A 19,508-nucleotide genomic window follows, 5' to 3' on the forward strand; every position below is an offset into this window, starting at 1 on the left:
ATATTTGGCAATTAACATCATAAAAGCATGATTTCGTATATAATATGGAATGTCAGTCCTGAAATTTTCACTATTCCGCAAATTGGTGACTTCGGCCCATTCCCTGTCCGCTGGTATGGCCTCCTCTTCGCCGCCGGTTTTTTGGTTGGACAACAAATAATGATCCATGTCTTCAAGAAAGAAGGCAAGCCCCTGGAAGATATCGATTCGCTTACCTTATATATGGTGTTATCCACCGTCATTGGTGCACGCGTTGGCCATTTTCTTTTTTATGAACCCGAAGTTCTTTTCAAGAATCCGCTGGAAGTAATTCTTCCTCCCTATGCAGGTTTGGCAAGTCACGGGGCTATCATAGGGATCATTACTGGCTTATTGCTTTATTCGCGTTCTAGACGGGAGTCGGGCCAAACATTCCTATGGGTTGCCGATAGAATGGTTATCGTAATTGCCCTGGCAGGCGCTTTTATCCGGTTTGGCAATTTAATGAACTCCGAAATTGTCGGTAAGCCAACCGATGTGCCGTGGAGTTTTGTTTTTGTTCAAAACACCGAATTCCGCCAGATCCCACGCCACGCCGCACAGCTTTACGAATCCATTTCCTGCTTTATACTCTTCTTCATTCTCTTATGGATATGGAATAAATACAAGGCAGCCACGCCACGCGGTTTAATGGTCGGCGTTTTCTTCGTTTGGGTGTTCACTCTGCGTTTCATGTACGAGTTCCTCAAAGAAAACCAGGAAGCATTTGAAGCGAATTACGCATTGAATATGGGCCAGATATTAAGCATTCCGGCCGTGTTACTGGGCATTTATTTTATTTACCAATCAAGAAAATCTTCACACCAGCTGGCCCGGTAGTATAATCTTTGCCACTTGTGAATTGATAGCGTTTCATGGGTTTGTTTTTTGATTAAATTGAGTTCTTATTGAAAGAATTTAAACCCAGGAAGATGAAAACATCGTTTATTCTATCATTTGTTCTTGCGTCTGCAGTGTTAATAAGCAGTTGCGCAAAGAAGCAGGAAGAGGAGCAAGTGGATGAAAAAGAGGTAGAAAAATCCGCCGTAGATGCATTGCAGGCGTTCGCTGATAAAGCCAAAGAAATGGGCAGCCGCGAAGCAGTTGATCCCATCGACTTCCGAAAACTGAAAGAGTTAATGCCGGAGAAAATCGGCGGCATGTCCCGTACAGAGGCCACAGGTGAAAAATCCGGTGCAATGGGATTTACTGTTTCCACAGCTCGTGCTAAGTATAAAGGCGACGGAGATGCAAACCTGGACATTGAAATCGTTGACACCGGAGGCATAGCCGGGGTTTCAACAATGGCGCTGGCAGGCTGGTCGATGGCTGAAATTGATAAGGAAACAACCACAGGTTACGAAAAAACGACCAAGATCGACGGTTATAAAGCTTTCGAAAAATATGACAACGAGGGCAAAAACGGCGAACTGAATGTGCTGGTAGCCGACCGCTTCGTAGTCAATGTACAGGGCGATCACATTACGGTGGATCAACTTAAAGACGCATTAAAAGATCTGGATCTCGCCAAACTAGGCGATTTGAAATAGAAAAAGCAGAAGCTCGACGCTTCTGCTTTTTTAATGTCCTTTTCGGCGAAGCTTAAAATGCTGTGGCAAAATCAACTTTTTCTCTCAGGATCTGCTTGGCCTTTACCAATTGATTTTTCACTGTATTTTTAGAGATCCTTAAAAACTCCGCGATCTCCTGATAAGATTTTCCTTCTTCGATATTCAGTTTCAAAATCTGTTTCCTTTTCACAGAAAGCGAGTCCACGGCCGCCACGACCAGATTGATCCTCCTTTCGCTTTCTTCTTTCTCATCCTCTTCGGCCGATCTGATGACTTCCATATAATTTTTTCGCAGCAGCTCATTCTTTTCCAATTTCTTGAAATGATCGAATGCCATATTCCGTAAACAAGTGAACAGATAAGAGTTAAAATTATAATCGGGCTTAATATGGTCTCTTTTAACCCAAATCTTAATAAAAACATCCTGAACCATGTTTTCCGCCTCTTCTTCATCTTTCAATAAAGACGTGGTGAACCGCAAAGCAGGAGCTTTATAATAATTGTAGAGTTCAGCAAAAGCCTGTTCGTCGCCTTGCGTTACTTTTCTCAGGGTGTTTTCGTCAGGATAGGCCACGGTTGTAGATGTTTATCGAATATAAAAGGGCTAATACGTGTATTTATTCGCAAAGGAATGTTTCTTTTACAACTTTATTTCTTGATATTGTACTATCACAACTATCCCAAAATTATATCGTCAAAGAATTGATATAAAATTGATAGTCAGGTTATCTTTTAAAATTTCATTGGTCAAAACTTACCAAAGCAATTGTAAATTTTGCTTTTCTTCGGGCTGGTAAAGTTTTATGTTGAGTGGCTTATTCGTTATTCTTTGATAAATCTACGCTTAGATTTTCAGATTCAAATCGCAAATTGCGTAAAAATATCTTCATTTTGCGCAATCCTGTTTTATTAATATTTAGATAAACAAACGGAGCAGGGCTGGTATATGCTCTCATTATCAGTCATTTCTTATCAGCATTTACTATTGAAACCAGAATTTATCAAATAGCAGTCCGAGGCAGCAGTTAACAATTTTATAACATTTGCGCAAAATGCGGCGCACCCGGATAGCCCGCCATTTGGGATAAACAGTATATATCCTAAAAAGGAACCCACAAACCATTTCCAAATCCGCAATCAAGCAGCATCATTTTCCATGGACCTAAGCCGCATCCAACATATCATTGAAAAAATTTCCATAGCCAAAATCGCTGTTTACGGCGACTTCTGCCTTGATTCTTACTGGATTATGGATAAGCGCGGATCGGAAATTTCTATTGAAACGGGCTTGCAGGCACAGGCAGTTGCCACACATTACTATACGCCTGGCGGTGCCGCCAATGTTGTGGCCAATTTATCCGCACTGAATCCGGCTGAAATTCGGGTTATCGGCACCATCGGCGACGACATGCAGGGAAGGGAATTAAGGTCACAGCTGGAAAAGCTGGGGGCAAACACAACCGCTCTTTTTGTTCAGAAAGAACATTTCAATACATATAGTTATCTCAAAAGGCTGGTTGACGGACAAGAAGAACCACGCATTGATTTCGGTGTATACAATGAACGCAGCACAGAAACGGATCAAAAATTACTAGCAGCGATCGAACAAGCGTTACAGGAATCGGATGCGGTGATTTTCAATCAGCAAGTGACCGGCAGCATTAACAATGAATCCTTTATCGGGCAGGCCAATACGCTTTTTGAGAAATATAATAACAAGATCGTCATGCTGGATTCGAGGCATTTCAATGACCGTTTTAAAAATACATTCCTTAAATGCAATGACCGTGAAATAGCCTCGCTCAACGGTCAAGCCTTAAACCCGGATGATAACGTACCCATCACCGATGTGAAAAAATATGGCCGTGAGGTGTACGAAAAATACAAAAAACCCGTATTTGTGACTTGCGGTGAACGCGGAATAATCGCATTTGATAAAACGGGCGCTCAGGAAGTCCAGGGTTTACAGCTTAAAAGCAAATTGGACACCGTTGGTGCCGGCGATACAGCCATCAGTGCCATTACACTTTGCCTGGCAGCTGGTTTTAATTCCATGGAGGCAGCTACTTTTGGCAATTTCGCGGCGGCGGTTACTGTTCAGAAACTTTATACAACCGGCACTGCAAATGCGCAGGAAATTCTTTCAGTAAGTCAGGATCCCGATTTCATCTATAACGCAGATCTCGCTGAAAATGAACGCAGCGCAGTGTATTTACAAGACAGTGAATTTGAATTGTGCGAACCCAATGTTTTGGAAAAGCTTGGACAGATCCGCTACGCCGTATTTGATCACGACGGCACAATCAGCTCACTCCGCCAGGGTTGGGAAGAAATTATGGAGCCGGTAATGATGAAGGCGATACTGGGCAAACATTATGGCACAGTTGATGCCCACGCATTTCATAAGGTTTTGGGCCAGGTCAAAGAATTTATTCACAAAACGACCGGGATTCAGACCATTTATCAAATGGAAGGTTTGGTCAATCTGGTGCGCGAATGCGGTTATGTGCCTGAGCATGAAATTTTGGACAAATTCCAGTACAAAGCCCTATATAATGACGGCTTAATGGAGATGGTCAACAAGCGGATGGAAAAATTGGCCGCCGGAGAGCTTGGCCAGGAAGATTACACCATGAAAGGCGCCGTTGCATTTCTGCAAGAGTTGAAGGAACGGGGCATAATCATGTATCTGGCCAGCGGAACGGATGCGGAAGACGTCAAACACGAAGCCGAAATGCTGGGTTATGCGCACCTTTTTGACGGCGGGATTTATGGGGCATTAAAAGATTACACCAAGTTTTCCAAAAAGATGATCATTGAAAAGATCATTAAGGACAACAATTTGCAAGGAAATGAACTGGCTGTTTTTGGCGACGGCCCTGACGAAATTCGGGAAGGCAGGCGCGCAGGCGGCATTGCTGTGGGCATCACCAGCAATGAAGTGCAGCGTTTTGGCCATAATCCGGCCAAACGGCCTCGCCTGGTAAAAGCGGGCGCACATTTGCTCATTCCCGATTTTTCTCAATACAAAAAACTCATAACCCTCCTCTTTCAGGAAAATGTAAAATACGCGGACGCATGAACGGCCACGCGGAAAGATTTCTTAAAAAGTGCCTTTTGCTGCTCTCCATAGTGCTGGTGGCAGCCTGCAAAAAAGAGCCGCGTGAGGAAATTGCGAATCTTGTTTATCAAGACAAACCCTTTATCCAGGAATTTCACGAAGCATTTCCCGTTGGAGACGGAACTGTTGAAAATGAAGTTCGAAGCATTGCGCCCGACCAGGAATCCAATATCTGGATAGCAAGTGCCGCAGGGATCTTTAAAAAAAATAAAGAAAGCCGGGAATGGACCAATATGATCAGCAGCGGCGACAATGGCCCTGCCTACGCCGTAGCATGTGATCAGAACGGCACAATGTGGCTGGGGACATGGAACGGATTATTCTCTTATAGAGCTGGCGAGCTGAAAAAAGCAAACGGCCCTCAGGGCCCGATCTCAGCTATTTGTGCTGCAAAAGAAGGCTTGTATGCGTTAGGCCCGAATGGATTTTGGTTGAACCAGGGGAAAGGCTTCCAAAAGATAAATGACATCATTTCAAGATCCGTTCGAGATGTGATTTCGGATGAAAACAAGGGCTTATGGATTGCCACGGACGTGGGATTGTATCACTGGACAAAAAACGGTTTGAATCATTACTATCAAACTGATGCGCTGATCAGCGGCTATGCAAAGGGCTTGGCTCTGGATGGGAACAATAAACTTTGGGTCGGCGGGCTCGGTGGCGTCACCATTCGCGGGCTTGATAAAAAAGAAAAAGAGCTTAAACCCGAAAACGGCATTCCATCGATTTACGTGACCACCGTGCGTTACGCGCCGGACAGCTCCATGTGGGTAGGCACGCAGGCGGGAATTGTACGTTACAAGCCTGATGGCAGCCATTCGTTGCGCTTTTCCAGGCGCTGGCTAATGGATGATCAGGTTAATAAAATCGCTTTTGACAAAGAAGGGACAGCGTGGATTGCGACGCCGAAAGGTGTGAGCGCAATCCGCAAAAGAGCCATGACGCTGGCACAGAAAAGCGATTTTTTCTATGATATATTAATGAAGAGGCACATTCGTGCACCATGGATTGCGGGACAGGCGCATTTACGCATTCCGGGCGACACGACCTCGTGGCAGCCCGAAGATGATGATAACGATGGTGAATACACCGGAAATTATCTTGCGATGGAAAGTTTCAGATATGCGGTAACGAAAAGCCCGGAAGCAAAAGCCAATGCAGCGAAAGCTTTTAGTTTCCTTAAATTATTGCAGGAAGTGACAGATACCGACGGCTTCTTTGCCCGAACCATCGTGCCGGCACACTGGGAAAATGTGCATGACGGCAACAGGACCTTTACCGAACGGGAAAAAGCCGATGAACTTGTAAAAGAGCCGCGGTTCAAGCCGGTAGAAGTGCGCTGGCACAAATCCAAAGATGGAAAATGGCTTTGGAAGGGTGACACGAGCAGCGACGAAATGTGCGGTCATATGTTTGGTTATTATTTCTACTACACATTAGTAGCTGACACAAATGAAAAAAAGGTCATTGCAGCACACGTTGCAAGAATTGTGGATCATCTAATAAAAAATAACCTGAACCTGGTGGACGTCGATGGCACGCATACGCGCTGGTCTGTATGGTCGCCGGACAAGCTGAACCGTGATCCCGAATGGCTCCCCGACCGCAACCAAAATTCGATGGAAGTGCTGGCATTCATTAAGCTGGCTTACCATGTTACCGGTGATAAAAAATACGAAAATGAGTATCTAAGGCTTATTAAGGAAGAAAATTATCTTCAAAACATGTCGGAAGTAACCAACCAGAACCCCGCGTGGTTTATCTACTTCGATATTGTGCTGCAAGCCTATCTCTACCCGATCATGCTTAAATGTGAGAAAGATCCGGAGCGATTGAAGTTTTATAAAGACCATTTGAATACATGGTTTGAAAAACGAAAAGCAGACCATAATCCGCTCATTAACTTCATATATTGCTATTCCTCAGGCCAAAAAACGGAGCTCAACAACTCCATCGATTTCCTCGTCGACACCCCGCTCGATCTGATCGACTGGCCAATTGACCATAGCAAAAGAGAAGACATTAAAATTGTAAGAACGCCGGTTTTGGAAGACCAGCAGGTGAATGCATTACAACCGGCCAGTGTGCGCATGACGGTACGCTGGGACAAAAACCCGTGGACCTTGGCGGGCGGAAACCCGCAAGTAGAGCGCGAGCCGGTCTTTTGGCTGCTGCCTTACTGGATGGGCCGTTATATGAACATGATCAAATAATTTAGCATGAAAATATTCTTACCGATTTTATTCTGGTGTGCTTGCACAACGGTCATTTTTGCTCAAAACAGCGCTATTAAGCAACAAATGCTCATTTTTCCGCAACAGGAAAAGCATGTTCACGGCAGCAGCCTCGTAAGCTTGCCCAACGGCGACTTCCTGGTCGCCTGGTTCCAGGGAAGCGGCGAACGCACGGCGGATGACGTGCGCATTATGGGTGCAAGACTAAAAAAAGGCGCCAAAAATTGGAGCCAACCATTCCTGATGGCCGACACCCCGCACCTGCCCGATTGCAACCCGGTTTTGTTCCTGAATGCCCAGGGAAAGCTGTTTCTGGTTTGGATTGCGGTGCAGGCCAATCTTTGGGAACAATCCATTTTACGAACAAAAACAGCAATAGATTACAATGGTGATGGCGCTCCAAACTGGACCTGGCAGGATAATATTCTGCTAAAACCGGATGATAAATTTGCATCGGAAATTGAGAAAAAATTCAAGAATTTACCAGAAAATCATGCAGGCTGGGCGGGATATGCGCCTCGTTACGACAGCATGATCATGGAAGCGGCCAAAGACCCCGTAAAACGCAGCATCGGCTGGATGACCAGGATAAAACCATTGATTATGGAAAACGGAAGGATCATACTGCCTCTTTACTCCGATGGTTACAACCTCTCCATGACCGCCATTTCGGAAGATCATGGCGCGACCTGGCGCCCCGGCCTGCCCATTGTAGGACGCGGCCCGATCCAGCCTGCACTGGGGATAAAACAGAACGGCAACCTCGTCGCCTTCATGCGCGACAGCGGAGACCCGCCCACACGTGTACATTACAGCGAATCCGCGGATAAAGGCGAGAGCTGGACAGCAACGCAAAAAATGGATATTCCCAACACAGCCAGCGTGGAGTTTTTAGTTTTGAATGATGGCAAATGGGCTTTTTTAGGCAATGATGTCGATGATGGACGCTACGAACTGAGCCTGAGAATTTCAGCGGACGAAGGTAAAACCTGGAAAAGAGGCTGGATTGAATACGACAAGTCCAAAAAAGGAGGTTACTCCTACCCGTCCCTGATCCAAACTCCCGATGGTTTGTTGCATATGACCTATTCCCACCATCCCGAAAAAGGCAAAAAATCAATAAAATACGTAGTTGTTGATCCTAAGCTGTTATAAAAACCAAGTGCGCCTGCGCGAAGCTCCGCTTCGTGCGAACATTAAAGCAACTCCTAAACCAACCATAATTAATGCTTAAAAACATTCTTTCTCTCGTTTCATTTGCCATCGCGCTGGGCACATTGTCTGCGGGCAAAAATTTCGCCCAGACCGTTCACCAGGACAGGCCGTTCCAGCAGGATTACAGCATTAAGTTCTACGCAAATGACGGAATGAATTTGCAGCAAGTTATCGCCGACCGGAATGAGAATGTCCAGATCCTGGGCAAAAGTGGCCTGCTACACACTGAAAACGGCCAATTTTTACTTCCGGGGAACATTCGTACAGATAATTCGTACCGGTTTATGGGTGACAAAAAGATCGTTGCCATCGGCTCATATCAAAACCAGCATGTATATCTGACGGAATCATTGATTCTGAGCAATGCCTGGGCTGGAAAGCTTTTCTCGCAACATACATTACCAAAAGCCCGCATTTTTGCAGGCGGGAATGATTTCGCCTTCCTAATCTCCGATGGAAAATCGCTGCAATTGGTTAAGGATTCAAAGAGTATCTGGAATGGCGCCTTACCCGAAGATGAAGTCCTGGACATTGTTTTCCAGAGCATGGGAAATCAGTTCTGGATTTTGGGAAACAAATCGCTCTATAATCTTTCTGTTGGGAATAATGTGTTGACAAAAGCATTTGCAGGAAGCGATTTCACAGCATTTGACCTTGCTAACAAGGGAAAAAACATCGTGATAGGAACCGCTGAGGGCTATTTGCTTTTTGATATTGCCTCAAAAAAACAAAACGGAGAAATCCACAGGAAACTGCCGGTTAATAAGATAACGGCTGTGAAGGAGATTAACAACCGCATTTGGTTCGGATCTGATGAAGGTGCGTTCGCGCTTCGGACTGACGGGAAATTTGACTATTACTATGGTGAGCGCTGGCTGCCGGGCAATAAGGTGACCGACATTGCTGAAGGGCCCAAAAATTCGGTGTTACTCCTAACAAACAAGGGACTGGGAAAAATTATTTTCCAATCCATGTCGCTGGAAGAGAAGGCGCTGGTCTATGAAAAACAGGTCCGGCAGCGACATATCAGAAATGGGTTCAATGCTTCGCGGGTTAAGATGGACCATGGAAACATTGCTACCGGCTACATGGACGATTCTGACAATGACGGTCTTTGGACTTCCATGTATCTTGGCGGAGAAATTTTCCGCTATGCCGTAACCAAAGATCCCGAAGCATTGCAAAATTGCCGCGAATCCCTGGATGCGATGGAAAGATTATATTCGGTAACGGGCATTCCCGGTTTTCCTGCAAGGTCATTTGAAAGATCCGGACACGCCAAAGAATTAAGCGACAGCGAGCGCTGGCAACATTCGCCTGTAAAAGAATGGGACTGGAAATCCACAACCAGCAGTGATGAAATTATCGGGCATGTTTTTGCATTCGGTGCTATGGCCGAGCTTGTGGACGATCCCGCTATGAAAAAACGGGCAGTGGCGCTTATCGACACGGTCATGTCACACATAGTTAAAAACAACTTCTATCTGATTGATTTTGACGGGAAACCAACCATGTGGGGCAAGTGGAACCCTGAATATGTAAATGCTTTCCCGATTAATGTGGGCGACCGGAAGCTGAATTCGTCCAACATTGTTGCCATGCTGCAGACCGCTTACCATTTTACCAAAAAGGAAAAATACAAAGCCAAAGCATTTGAATTAATGAATAAGCACGGCTACTTCGAAAACATGATGCGTCCCATGAAAGTGATTGGCATGGCGCCCGAAAATGCGGATGAACATGCCAAACAAATGTCTGACGGCTGGAACCATTCGGACGACGAAATGTACTTTGTGGGTTACTGGGGTCTTTATCGCTACGCATTCAATGATACGCTCAAAGCAAAATACAAGCAACAGATCCTGGACCATTGGGAAATTGAACGTCCCGAGAAAGAAGGCGCCTGGAACATTTTCACGGCACTAACCGGCGTAAAAGATTTTGATCTCGAGGAAGCCGTCTGGTATTTGCAGGAACACCCGCTGGATCTGATCGATTGGAGCATTAAAAACAGTCACCGAAAAGACATTGAGCTGATCGCCCCTAACTTCCGCAGGCAAACCACAAAAGAAGTGCTGCCGCCCGATGAGCGCCAGGTTCAGCGTCATAATGCCAATATGTTCAACCTCGACCAGGAAGGAAAAGAGGGCGATGCGGAGTATAGTGCGGGTGATATCTGGCTTCTGCCTTACTGGATGGGCCGTTATCTGGGTGTGATCAGCGCACCTCAAAAATAGCCTCATGCCATTTCAACGTTATTCGCTCACCACATTAATCCTATTTTCGATGCTGTCGTGCCAAACTGACTCCTATCTGAAAGAAAAACAGATTACCGACGATTACCATTACCATCACGACCTGGATAACAACGACAATTTTTCGCCCGATGGGAAATGGCTGGTTTATGACACCCGAACAGATAGCGGAGGCATTGCAGAGTCAGCAAAAATTGAGAAAGTCAACATTGAAACCGGCGAGAAAAAGGTTCTTCTTGAAATAAAAAACAATGAAATATGGGGTCCGGGAGCCGGCGCGGTAAGTTATAGCCCGGTGCAGCAAGCGGTTGTTTTTATCCACGGTTTGGCGAATAGCACCAAGGAGAACCCTTACCAGCAATGGCGGAGAACGGGCGTCATCATTGAAGACGCAAATCCGAACGTTCCTATTTACATGGACGCGCGGGATGTGACTTTTCCGTTCACACCAGGCGCATTGCGCGGCGGAACGCACCGGCACGAATGGAGTGGCGACGGAAACTGGATCGGTTTTACTTATAATGATGCCATCCTCAAAGCATTGGAGGATTCAACCGGTCAAAAAAGAAACCTGCGCACCATTGGTGTTTCGAAGAATATAAGGAGTGTTAATGTCGATAAAAACGACGAAAATGTATCGGGTGAATGGTTCAGCACATTAGTTGTTCGGGTGGTGCCTGATCCTGCGCCTGGAAGCGATCAGATCAGTCATGCCGCGGGCGACAGTTGGGTCGGGACGAATGGTTATTTACTTAAAAACGGCGAAAGGCAGCTCGCCAGAGCATTTATTGGTGTTGTAAAAGATGTAAACGGAAAGGAAGTTAATGAAGTGTTCATCGTTGACATTCCGGAAGACATTACGCAGCCAGGTGAGTTAGGGCCATTGGAAGGAACAAAAGATGATTTCCCGATGCCGCCCAGAGGAGCAATCCAAAGGAGGCTGACATTCACATCAAAAAAGAAATATCCCGGATGCACGGGCATTGTGCGTTCTTCGCCGGACGGAACTTCACTTGCTTATCTTGCAAAAGATGATAACGGCGTTGAACAGATATTCCTGACCTCTCCTTTCGGAGACGATCCACGCCAGCTCACAGCGCACGAATCTAATGTTTCGGGAAACGTGAGATGGCGTCCGGATGGAAGTGCAGTGAGCTACATACACGAGGGAAGCATTACGCTCTGCAAACCCGGCAACGCGCCTTTTGAGCAAAGAATCCTAAAACTTACACAACCTGCCAACCCGGCGCCATCTAATTTGGTGTGGTCTCCCGATGGTAAAATTTTAGCATCCAATCGTTTAACACAAAAAGAGGGCGAGGCAGCTTCCCAGCAAATATTTGTCGTTGAAGTGCCGATGTAGGGGAAAGCGCAAGCAATTGCGTCTGCATATTTATAACTTAATATGCAAATTATCCTATGATTCATACCATGCGCTGGTTCGGGCCGAATGATCCCGTCTCATTGATGGACATACGCCAGGCCGGGTGCGCCGGAATTGTGAGTGCGCTACATCAGATACCAGTGGGAGATGTGTGGTCAGCAGAAGCGATCGAGGAACGAAAAACGCTGATTGAAGCCGGTAACGAACAATTCACCTCGCTAAAATGGCTGGTCGTTGAAAGCCTTCCTGTTCATGAGCACATCAAAAAAGGCCTTCCTTCCAGAGAACTTTACATTGAAAATTACAAACAGTCATTAGTAAATCTGGCGGCTTGCGGGATCAAGATCGTTTGCTACAACTTCATGCCCGTGTTGGACTGGTCGCGCACCCAGCTCGACTATACAATGCCGGAAGGACACAAAACCCTTCGTTTTGTATGGGAAGATTTCGCACTTTTTGACCTCTGCATTCTTCGCAGACCCAACGCAGCTGCGGATTACGAACCGGAGACCCAACAGTCGGCTTTCGAAAAGTTTGAGAAGATGTCTGCGGACGAAATTTCTGTTTTAATCAATACTGTTTTATTGGGCTTACCAGGCTCCGAAGAAGCTTTCGACCTCACTCATTTCCAGAGTTACCTGGACGCATACGCGCACATTGACGACAAGCAGCTGCGTAAAAATCTCTATTATTTCATCCAGGAAGTCGCTCCGGTTGCACAAGAGCTTGGTATTAACCTCTGCATTCACCCCGACGATCCGCCAAGATCATTGCTGGGGTTACCAAGAGTGGTCAGCACCGAAGCTGACCTTGCCGAATTAATGCTAGCCTGTAATGTTCGGGCCAACGGAATCACATTTTGCACAGGTTCGCTGGGCGTAAGGGCCGATAATGACCTTGTCAATATCATTGAAAAATTCGGTGACCGCATTCATTTCGTGCATTTAAGAACAACGAAGCGTGAAGATGGCACCCGAAATTTTCACGAGGCACCGCACCTGTATGGCGATGTGGATATGTACGCAGTTGTAAAGGCCCTGTTAGCAGAAGAGCAAAAACGAAAAGACGCTGGCTATCAGGACCATGAACTTCCCATGCGCCCTGATCACGGTTTCCAAATGCTTGATGACCTGCGCAAGAAAACTTATCCCGGTTATTCCGGCATCGGGCGATTGAAAGCATTAGCAGAGCTTCGCGGGCTCGAAATGGGCATTAAGCGCTCTGTCGTCTTTTAAAACAAAACCTATTTTTCTACTCAACTTACGATTTTATAGCAATGCCTGAAATTGATAACAATAATGCAGCGGCAATGAACGTCTTTTCGCTCCACGGAAAACTGGCGCTGGTAACCGGTGGCGGGAGTGGAATTGGCTTTTACATTGCGCAGGCCATGATCCAATCAGGCGCAAAAGTAGTCGTTACGGGCCGCCGGGAAGCAGTTTTGCAAGAAGCTGTGGGTTTGTTAGGCACTAATGCGAGTTATTTTGTAAATGACATTACGCAGCTAAGCACCATTCCCGACTTGATCGCCGCCATTGAAGAAGCGCACGGGCCGATTGATATCCTGGTCAATAATGCAGGCATTAACATGAAAAAACATGCCATTGAAGTCACCGACGAGGATTTCGACCGTGTTATTCAAACCAATTTACACGCAGTGTTCGCTGTAACCAGAGAATGCGGCAAACGCATGATCGCGCGCGAGAAAGGTTCTATTATCATGATTACATCCATGGCCGCATTGTACGGAATCGACCGCGTCGTGGCCTATACAGCTTCCAAATCTGCCGTCGGCGGGATGGTTAAGGCGCTGGCCACCGAATTTTCTCCTTATAATGTAAGGATAAATGCTGTCGCTCCGGGTTTTATAGAAACGCCCATGATGCTCACCGCCATGAATGGTGATCCGTCCCGGCGGGACAAAGCGATGGACCGCACGCCTATGGGCACCTGGGGAAAACCGGACGATATTGGCTGGGCAACCGTCTTCCTGGCCTCCCCCGCAGCTAAATTCATCACGGGCGTTACATTGCCAGTGGATGGCGGGAATTCGATTGGGTTTTGATGATTGAAACAACCAATAATCACATACTATGGAAAGGAGGATAAAGATGTTTGATCAAAAGAAGATTAGGAGCCACGGGGATTCTGATCTTGAAAAGTGGTTTTTTGCCATTACTGATATAGTCGGAATTTTAACTGACAGTCCAAATCCTAGAAAATACTGGAGTGTTTTGAAAGGACGCCTGAAAAAGGAAGGAAGTCAGTTGACTACAGTTTGTAGTCAACTGAAATTGATAGCTACGGACGGGAAGTCATACCTGACAGATGTTGCGGATACAGAACAAATGCTCCGACTTATTCAGTCGAAACTCCCAGCCACTTTTGACGAAAGTAAAGAAATTGCACATACCGGCGGGAGCATTGCCGGAAATACGAGAAAACAAATTGAAGCCAAGACCGGGAAGAAGATTGTCAGCCGAGATAATGCGAAAATACTTGCAAATGTTCGAAAACCTGATGAACTGCAATAACCAAACTTCACTTAGAAGAAATCAACAATTCCAACCCAAATATCTATGAAGCAAGACAAATTCCTGAAACCTATTTATCTTCTCTTTACAATTCTGTTGCTAAGTTCGACAATATCGAATACCCACGCTCAAAAAATCAAGTGGAACAAGGTCAAAGTCCTTATTTACACCAAAAATGGCAAGGGTTATGTACACGATAATATTGCTGCTTCGGTGGCGGCGATTCAGGCTTTGGGCAAACAACATGGGTTTGGCGTGGATGTGAGTGAGGATCCCGCCAAGTTTACGGATGAGAATTTGAAACAATATGATGCGCTTGTTTTTTCAAACACAAATAATGATGTTTTTGATACGGATGCACAGCGCGTTGCATTGATGCGCTACATTCAGGCTGGCGGGAATTTTGTCGGATTGCACTCGGCCTCAGGGACTGAGCGGAAGTGGAGATGGTTTAAAGATATGCTGGGCGGGACATTCTTCTGGCATGAGCCCGGGCAAAGCTTTACAGTTAATGTTTTGGATTCCAAAAATCCTTCATTAGCACATTTACCAGCCAAATGGGACCGCAAAACGGATGAGTTTTATTTTGTAAAAGAAATGGGCGTGAACCTGAACGTGCTAGCCGTTAACGACCATACAACCATTCAAAAACCAGCCGGAAAGGCGCTGGATACATTCGGGACTGTGTTCCCTTCGGTTTGGTGGCATGAGTACGACGGTGGCCGCGCATTTTATACTTCGCTCGGACATCAGAAAGAGGATTATGAGCAGGAAGATCTGAGAAAACATATTCTGGGAGCCATTGAATGGGCAATCGGGCCGCAAAAGGCTCGAAATTATAGCAAGGCCTATGCAACAAGCCCGACAGATGAAGTGCGTAAAAAGTAACATCAAAACATTATCCTGAATCCAATGAAAAATCAAAAAGAAGAAAACAGTCAGGACAGAAGATCGTTCCTGAAAAGCGCTGCTACGGGAACAGCCGGAATTATCGCGGCATCCATGTTTCCGACGATTGTTCCGGCAAGTGTTTTTGGCAAATTCGCGCCTAGCAACCGGATTAACATTGGCCAGATTGGAATCGGGCGCATTGCAACCGGTCACGATTTGCCAGAAGTTTTGAAAAACGAAGTTGCGCATGTAATGGCCGTGGCGGACGTGGATAAAAACCGACTTGCACAAGGTAAACAGTGGATTGAGAAGAAATATGCAGATAAAACAGGCAAGGCGAATTATGTAGATGTAAAAGCATATGACGATTATAAGGAGCTTTTGGCCAACAAAGAAATAGACGCGGTGATCATTAGCACGCCCGATCACTGGCACGCGCAGCCTGCGATGGAAGCGGCTGTTGCGGGCAAGCACATTTATATGCAAAAACCCACTTCGCTGACAATCAAGGAAGGCCGGATGATGGCGGATATGATCAAGAAAAAGAAGGTGGTGTTTCAATTGGGCAGTCAGCAGCGGTCTATGAACCCCTGGCCTCAATTCAAAAGGACTTGTGAGCTGGTGCGTAATGGCCGCATTGGCAAGCTGAAAAAGGTTTATGTGGGCCTACCAGGCGATCCGGCGGGCGGTAACACGGAGAAAATGCCGGTTCCTGCAAATTTGAATTACGATATGTGGCTCGGCTCAACACCCGAGGTGTATTATACGCTGGATCGGGTGCATTCTCAAACCGACATTAATGACCGTCCGGGCTGGCTGCGTTTAGAGCAATTCGGTGCGGGGATGATCACTGGCTGGGGTTCACACCACATCGACATTGCGCATTGGGGCATGGACACCGAGCTTACCGGACCCATTGAAATTGATGGGAAAGCAACTTTCCCGGCTTCCAATTCCGGCTTATGGAATGTCCACGGCGATTTTTTGGTCAATGCCAAATATGCCAATGGGGTTGAAATGGAAATCGGTGGCACCAACCCAAATGGGATCAAATTCGAAGGAACGGACGGCTGGATCTTCGTTTCGCGCGGTAATGTGGGCGTAACAGCTTCCGATCCGGGTGCAGCTGCCGCAGCGAAGGAAAACAAAGCTTTTTATGCAAGCGATCCCAAAATTCTCGGCTCGGTAATCCAGGCGGATGAAATTCATTTGTACGAAAGCCCCGAGCAACACCAAAACTGGTTGGAAAGCATTCAGAATGGCAAACAAACAGTGAGTCATGCAGAAATCGCACAGCGCTCTTGCTCGGCCTGTTTGATTGCGCATACAGCGATGAAATTAGGCCGTAAATTGAAATGGGACCCGAAAAAAGAAGAATATATTGGTGATAAAGAAGCAAATGCAACATTATCCAGGCCGCAACGCGGCCCATATGGGACAAACTATGTGAAAGGATAAACCAGTTGCTGCCAGTCAATAAAATCAATCAATTAAAAACTTTGCCCCGGGCTTAAGCCCGGGGCAAAGTTTTTAATTGATTGATTAATAGTTTCCTTTGTATTCTCTCGGAGTATGCCCGATGTATCTTTTAAAGTTTCTGTTAAAATTGGATAAAGAGTCAAAACCGCTGTCATAGGCAATCTGCGCGATTGTCCACTTATCTTCCAGCAACAATTTGCAAGCATGCCCGATGCGGATCTCATTGACAAAATCGATAAAGGTCTTGTTTGATCTGGCTTTAAAATATCTGCAAAAAGCCGCCTCGGTCATTCCTGCCAAAGATGCTACGTCTCCCAATCTGATCTCTTGCGAAAAGTGCTGCAGCACATAATTGTGCACCTTATGCATGCGCTCGGTTTCCGAAACCTTATACGTGTTGACATAACCATAGCTGGAAATGGGCGAACCGCCCGTTTCGTGGGCAAGCTTATCCAGCAATGTCAGCAATTGAATAATGGTTTGAAACCCTTCCGAATGCATGATCGACATTAATTCGGCGCGGATATGGCTCCGTAATTCACCCTTGTATTCAATGCCGCGTTTTGAATCCAGCAGCAATTGCTTCAATGCCAGCATCTCGGGCTTATCCAAAAAATCTTTTCCAAGAAAATCCTCCTGAAAGTACAAAACAACGCCATGTGTCAGCAACGATGAACCGGTGTCGAAATAAGCAGCGTCACTCCGCCACAAGTGGGGAACGTCAGGTCCAAGGAAAACCGTATCGCCAGGACCGAAAGTTTGAACGGAATCGCCGATCAGGCGCTTTCCCGTCCCTTCCAATACAGTAAATAATTGGTAATGCGGATGAAAATGCCAATTAGGATCGAAATGAGGTGCTTTCAGCTCCTGGATTGTCACCGTCCTAACCTGGCTTTCAATATTTTTATGGATTGGCGCCTTCATAAAACCTGCCTTATTTTACCTTATAGTTTTACAAAACTAGCATATTGGTATCAAAATACGACTAGTAAAGAATTCTACTTGCTAATTGTCGGACAAAATCAATTAGGTAACGGCAAAAGAATTCTACGGTATTATCGTTGTAACAAAAGGAATGCAGCGTGCACGGTTTCGAAAACTATGTTAGAAGATGGCATACTTTTTTAATATGAGAATGCTCGTAAACTCCATTCCAACCATTTATATATGGTGGTATTCCTATACATTCAATTAGTAGCATTTAAGCCGTCATGCAGAAAATTACCCCTCTCTTAACCTTACTTTTTGGCATATTTGCCCTGCTAAGCTGTGGAAAAACGACCACAATCAGCAGTAACATGGAACTCACCGGGAAATGGGAGCTCCAAAGTATAGTACAAAATTCTGACACTATTCAAAAGCCTGCACTAGCCAAAGGACAAATGCCCATTAGTCTCATCTTTAAAGAAAAAGGTGAGCTCGAAGGCACAACTTCTACCAACATTTTGACGGGCTTCTATGAAACTGCGCAGCAAAATACCATTCAAATGGGCGGCGGCGGAACAGAAAGAGCGGAAACGCAATGGGGAAACTTATTTGTGAATGCTTTGCCAAATGTAAACCTGTACGACCTGAAAATGAACCGGCTCGTGTTGTACTACGAGAACAACAATCAAATGATATTCAGCAGAGTACAATAAGTGTGTATGAAGAAATATTGAAAAAGGCAGCTGAGATCTCGCGATCCAGGCTGCCTTTTTCCTATATCAGATTTTCCGGAATTTCGCCTTAATCTCTTTGCTGATGTTGCTAAAAGATCAATATGCGGTTGGTATTTGTCAAATCAGGTAAAATCGGAAGGGGTTTTTTATTGTAAAATTGTGTGCATCTTAGCAGGCATTCCCTGACCAAACACCATTTTGATGAAGTACAGTATGAATTTGCTCCTCTGGGGCCCACAAATAGACGACAGCCTTTTCCCTACCCTCGAACTGATCAAAGAAATTGGCTTTGACGGCGTAGAAGTCCCCATTTTTAATACAAATCCTGCACATTGGTTTAATTTCCGCAAAAAGCTTGACGAGCTTGGGCTTGCCTGTGAGACAGACACCATTTGCGGTCCATCAGAACATTTGATCAGTCCCGATCCTGCCATGCGCAGACATACGATCGACCATTTGAAAAGCGCATTGGATTGCTCGCTTGTGCTCGGTGCTACTAAATTAATGGGTCCTTACCATTCTGCATTAGGCGTTTTCACCGGCCAGCCTGCAACGCCGGAAGAATGGCAATGGGCGATCGAAGGCATTCGCGAAGTGGCGGATTATGCGGAATCCCTGGACATTACATTAGGACTCGAATATCTCAATCGTTTTGAGCTTTATCTTACCTCATGCGGTGACGAGCTGATCCGCTTTGTAGACGAGGTCAATCACCCGCATTGCAAGATTATGTTCGACACATTCCACGCGAACATTGAAGAAAAGAACATTGGCGACACCATGCGCAAGGCTGGCGACCGCATTTCATTTATCCAACTTTCTGAAAATGACCGTTCTACGCCCGGAAAAGGAAATGTAGATTGGGAAGGTGTTTTCAAAGCGATTAAGGATATCCGTTACGACGGCTGGATCAGCATTGAAGCATTTAGTCAGAAACTGCCGGTAGCGAACATTTGGCGCAAAATGTTTGAATCGGAAGAACAGCTGATGCGGGATGGGCTGGCTTTTATTAAATCAAATTTGTCCTGAGCACATTTCTGCCAGCGACAACTGACTGAAATCAAGCAAAATCAAAAGAAAAAATTGAACATTTAAAATGAATTTGCGCTTCGGCGTATAATGGTTAAAAATCTGCCGCATTATTA

The 19,508-nt window shown here is 45.7% G+C and carries 16 protein-coding genes; 14 read left to right on the forward strand and 2 right to left on the reverse strand.

The annotated features are described in order from the left end of the window. The first annotated feature begins 27 nt into the window (after positions 1-27). Both lgt and MUK70_RS20555 read left to right on the forward strand, forming a co-directional pair. Positions 28-858, forward strand: a complete 831-nt coding sequence (gene lgt / locus MUK70_RS20550; RefSeq protein WP_234654920.1) for a prolipoprotein diacylglyceryl transferase — start codon at positions 28-30, stop codon at positions 856-858. Positions 859-950: 92 nt separating this feature from the next. After that, positions 951-1,568, forward strand: a complete 618-nt coding sequence (locus MUK70_RS20555; protein WP_234607856.1) for a hypothetical protein — start codon at positions 951-953, stop codon at positions 1,566-1,568. A gap of 52 nt (positions 1,569-1,620) precedes the next feature. Here MUK70_RS20555 and MUK70_RS20560 read toward each other — a convergent pair whose 3' ends face one another. After that, positions 1,621-2,163 carry an RNA polymerase sigma factor gene (locus tag MUK70_RS20560; RefSeq protein WP_234654921.1) on the reverse strand — a complete coding sequence of 181 codons (543 nt, stop codon included), beginning with the start codon at positions 2,161-2,163 and terminating at the stop codon, positions 1,621-1,623. A gap of 582 nt (positions 2,164-2,745) precedes the next feature. On the opposite strand from MUK70_RS20560, the gene MUK70_RS20565 reads away from it, so the two are divergent. From MUK70_RS20565 to MUK70_RS20610, 10 genes are all read left to right on the forward strand, one after another. After that, the gene (locus MUK70_RS20565; RefSeq protein ID WP_234654922.1) at positions 2,746-4,671 is read left to right on the forward strand and encodes a PfkB family carbohydrate kinase; all 1,926 of its coding nucleotides are present in this window, start codon (positions 2,746-2,748) and stop codon (positions 4,669-4,671) included. Beyond that, the gene (locus tag MUK70_RS20570) at positions 4,668-6,923 is read left to right on the forward strand and encodes a ligand-binding sensor domain-containing protein (RefSeq protein ID WP_234654923.1); all 2,256 of its coding nucleotides are present in this window, start codon (positions 4,668-4,670) and stop codon (positions 6,921-6,923) included. Before MUK70_RS20565 ends, MUK70_RS20570 begins: the two co-directional genes overlap by 4 nt. 6 nt (positions 6,924-6,929) lie before the next feature. Further along, positions 6,930-8,099 carry a sialidase family protein gene (locus MUK70_RS20575; RefSeq protein WP_234654924.1) on the forward strand — a complete coding sequence of 390 codons (1,170 nt, stop codon included), beginning with the start codon at positions 6,930-6,932 and terminating at the stop codon, positions 8,097-8,099. Positions 8,100-8,170: 71 nt separating this feature from the next. Beyond that, positions 8,171-10,396, forward strand: a complete 2,226-nt coding sequence (locus MUK70_RS20580) for a hypothetical protein (RefSeq protein WP_234654925.1) — start codon at positions 8,171-8,173, stop codon at positions 10,394-10,396. A gap of 4 nt (positions 10,397-10,400) precedes the next feature. After that, positions 10,401-11,777, forward strand: a complete 1,377-nt coding sequence (locus MUK70_RS20585) for a DUF3748 domain-containing protein (RefSeq protein ID WP_234654926.1) — start codon at positions 10,401-10,403, stop codon at positions 11,775-11,777. 56 nt (positions 11,778-11,833) lie between these two features. Next, positions 11,834-13,033: a mannonate dehydratase gene (uxuA, locus tag MUK70_RS20590; protein ID WP_234654927.1), complete on the forward strand. Its 1,200-nt coding sequence runs from the start codon at positions 11,834-11,836 to the stop codon at positions 13,031-13,033. A 41-nt stretch (positions 13,034-13,074) separates the two neighbouring features. Next, positions 13,075-13,863 (forward strand): SDR family NAD(P)-dependent oxidoreductase, encoded by a 789-nt coding sequence (locus MUK70_RS20595; protein ID WP_234654928.1) that lies wholly within the window; start codon positions 13,075-13,077, stop codon positions 13,861-13,863. A gap of 28 nt (positions 13,864-13,891) precedes the next feature. Further along, on the forward strand, positions 13,892-14,332 hold the full coding sequence (locus tag MUK70_RS20600) for a BRO-N domain-containing protein (protein ID WP_234654929.1): 441 nt from the start codon (positions 13,892-13,894) through the stop codon (positions 14,330-14,332). Between the two features lie 45 nt (positions 14,333-14,377). Continuing rightward, entirely contained in the window at positions 14,378-15,220 is an 843-nt protein-coding gene (locus tag MUK70_RS20605) for a ThuA domain-containing protein (protein ID WP_234654930.1), read from the forward strand. 24 nt (positions 15,221-15,244) lie between these two features. Further along, positions 15,245-16,681 carry a Gfo/Idh/MocA family protein gene (locus tag MUK70_RS20610; protein ID WP_234654931.1) on the forward strand — a complete coding sequence of 479 codons (1,437 nt, stop codon included), beginning with the start codon at positions 15,245-15,247 and terminating at the stop codon, positions 16,679-16,681. Between the two features lie 84 nt (positions 16,682-16,765). On the opposite strand, the gene MUK70_RS20615 is transcribed toward MUK70_RS20610, so the two are convergent. Next, positions 16,766-17,626, reverse strand: a complete 861-nt coding sequence (locus tag MUK70_RS20615; protein ID WP_234607867.1) for an AraC family transcriptional regulator — start codon at positions 17,624-17,626, stop codon at positions 16,766-16,768. A 287-nt stretch (positions 17,627-17,913) separates the two neighbouring features. Between MUK70_RS20615 and MUK70_RS20620 the strand changes: the two genes are divergently transcribed. Beyond that, positions 17,914-18,342 carry an META domain-containing protein gene (locus MUK70_RS20620; RefSeq protein WP_234607868.1) on the forward strand — a complete coding sequence of 143 codons (429 nt, stop codon included), beginning with the start codon at positions 17,914-17,916 and terminating at the stop codon, positions 18,340-18,342. Positions 18,343-18,564: 222 nt separating this feature from the next. Then, positions 18,565-19,392, forward strand: coding sequence for a sugar phosphate isomerase/epimerase family protein (locus MUK70_RS20625; protein ID WP_234654932.1), 828 nt, complete (start codon positions 18,565-18,567; stop codon positions 19,390-19,392). Positions 19,393-19,508 lie beyond the last annotated feature (116 nt).

This window comes from Dyadobacter chenwenxiniae (genome assembly GCF_022869785.1).
GTDB lineage: Bacteria > Bacteroidota > Bacteroidia > Cytophagales > Spirosomataceae > Dyadobacter > Dyadobacter chenwenxiniae.

Bases quoted from the DNA above. Each gene is read 5' to 3' on its own strand.
- MUK70_RS20615 (WP_234607867.1), bottom strand. From the start codon at position 17,626: ATGAAGGCGCCAATCCATAAAAATATTGAAAGCCAGGTTAGGACGGTG.
- MUK70_RS20570 (WP_234654923.1), top strand. From the start codon at position 4,668: ATGAACGGCCACGCGGAAAGATTTCTTAAAAAGTGCCTTTTGCTGCTC.
- lgt (WP_234654920.1), top strand. From the start codon at position 28: ATGATTTCGTATATAATATGGAATGTCAGTCCTGAAATTTTCACTATT.
- MUK70_RS20595 (WP_234654928.1), top strand. From the start codon at position 13,075: ATGCCTGAAATTGATAACAATAATGCAGCGGCAATGAACGTCTTTTCG.
- MUK70_RS20565 (WP_234654922.1), top strand. From the start codon at position 2,746: ATGGACCTAAGCCGCATCCAACATATCATTGAAAAAATTTCCATAGCC.
- MUK70_RS20585 (WP_234654926.1), top strand. From the start codon at position 10,401: ATGCCATTTCAACGTTATTCGCTCACCACATTAATCCTATTTTCGATG.
- MUK70_RS20580 (WP_234654925.1), top strand. From the start codon at position 8,171: ATGCTTAAAAACATTCTTTCTCTCGTTTCATTTGCCATCGCGCTGGGC.
- MUK70_RS20575 (WP_234654924.1), top strand. From the start codon at position 6,930: ATGAAAATATTCTTACCGATTTTATTCTGGTGTGCTTGCACAACGGTC.
- MUK70_RS20610 (WP_234654931.1), top strand. From the start codon at position 15,245: ATGAAAAATCAAAAAGAAGAAAACAGTCAGGACAGAAGATCGTTCCTG.
- MUK70_RS20625 (WP_234654932.1), top strand. From the start codon at position 18,565: ATGAAGTACAGTATGAATTTGCTCCTCTGGGGCCCACAAATAGACGAC.
- MUK70_RS20620 (WP_234607868.1), top strand. From the start codon at position 17,914: ATGCAGAAAATTACCCCTCTCTTAACCTTACTTTTTGGCATATTTGCC.
- MUK70_RS20600 (WP_234654929.1), top strand. From the start codon at position 13,892: ATGGAAAGGAGGATAAAGATGTTTGATCAAAAGAAGATTAGGAGCCAC.
- MUK70_RS20555 (WP_234607856.1), top strand. From the start codon at position 951: ATGAAAACATCGTTTATTCTATCATTTGTTCTTGCGTCTGCAGTGTTA.
- MUK70_RS20605 (WP_234654930.1), top strand. From the start codon at position 14,378: ATGAAGCAAGACAAATTCCTGAAACCTATTTATCTTCTCTTTACAATT.
- uxuA (WP_234654927.1), top strand. From the start codon at position 11,834: ATGATTCATACCATGCGCTGGTTCGGGCCGAATGATCCCGTCTCATTG.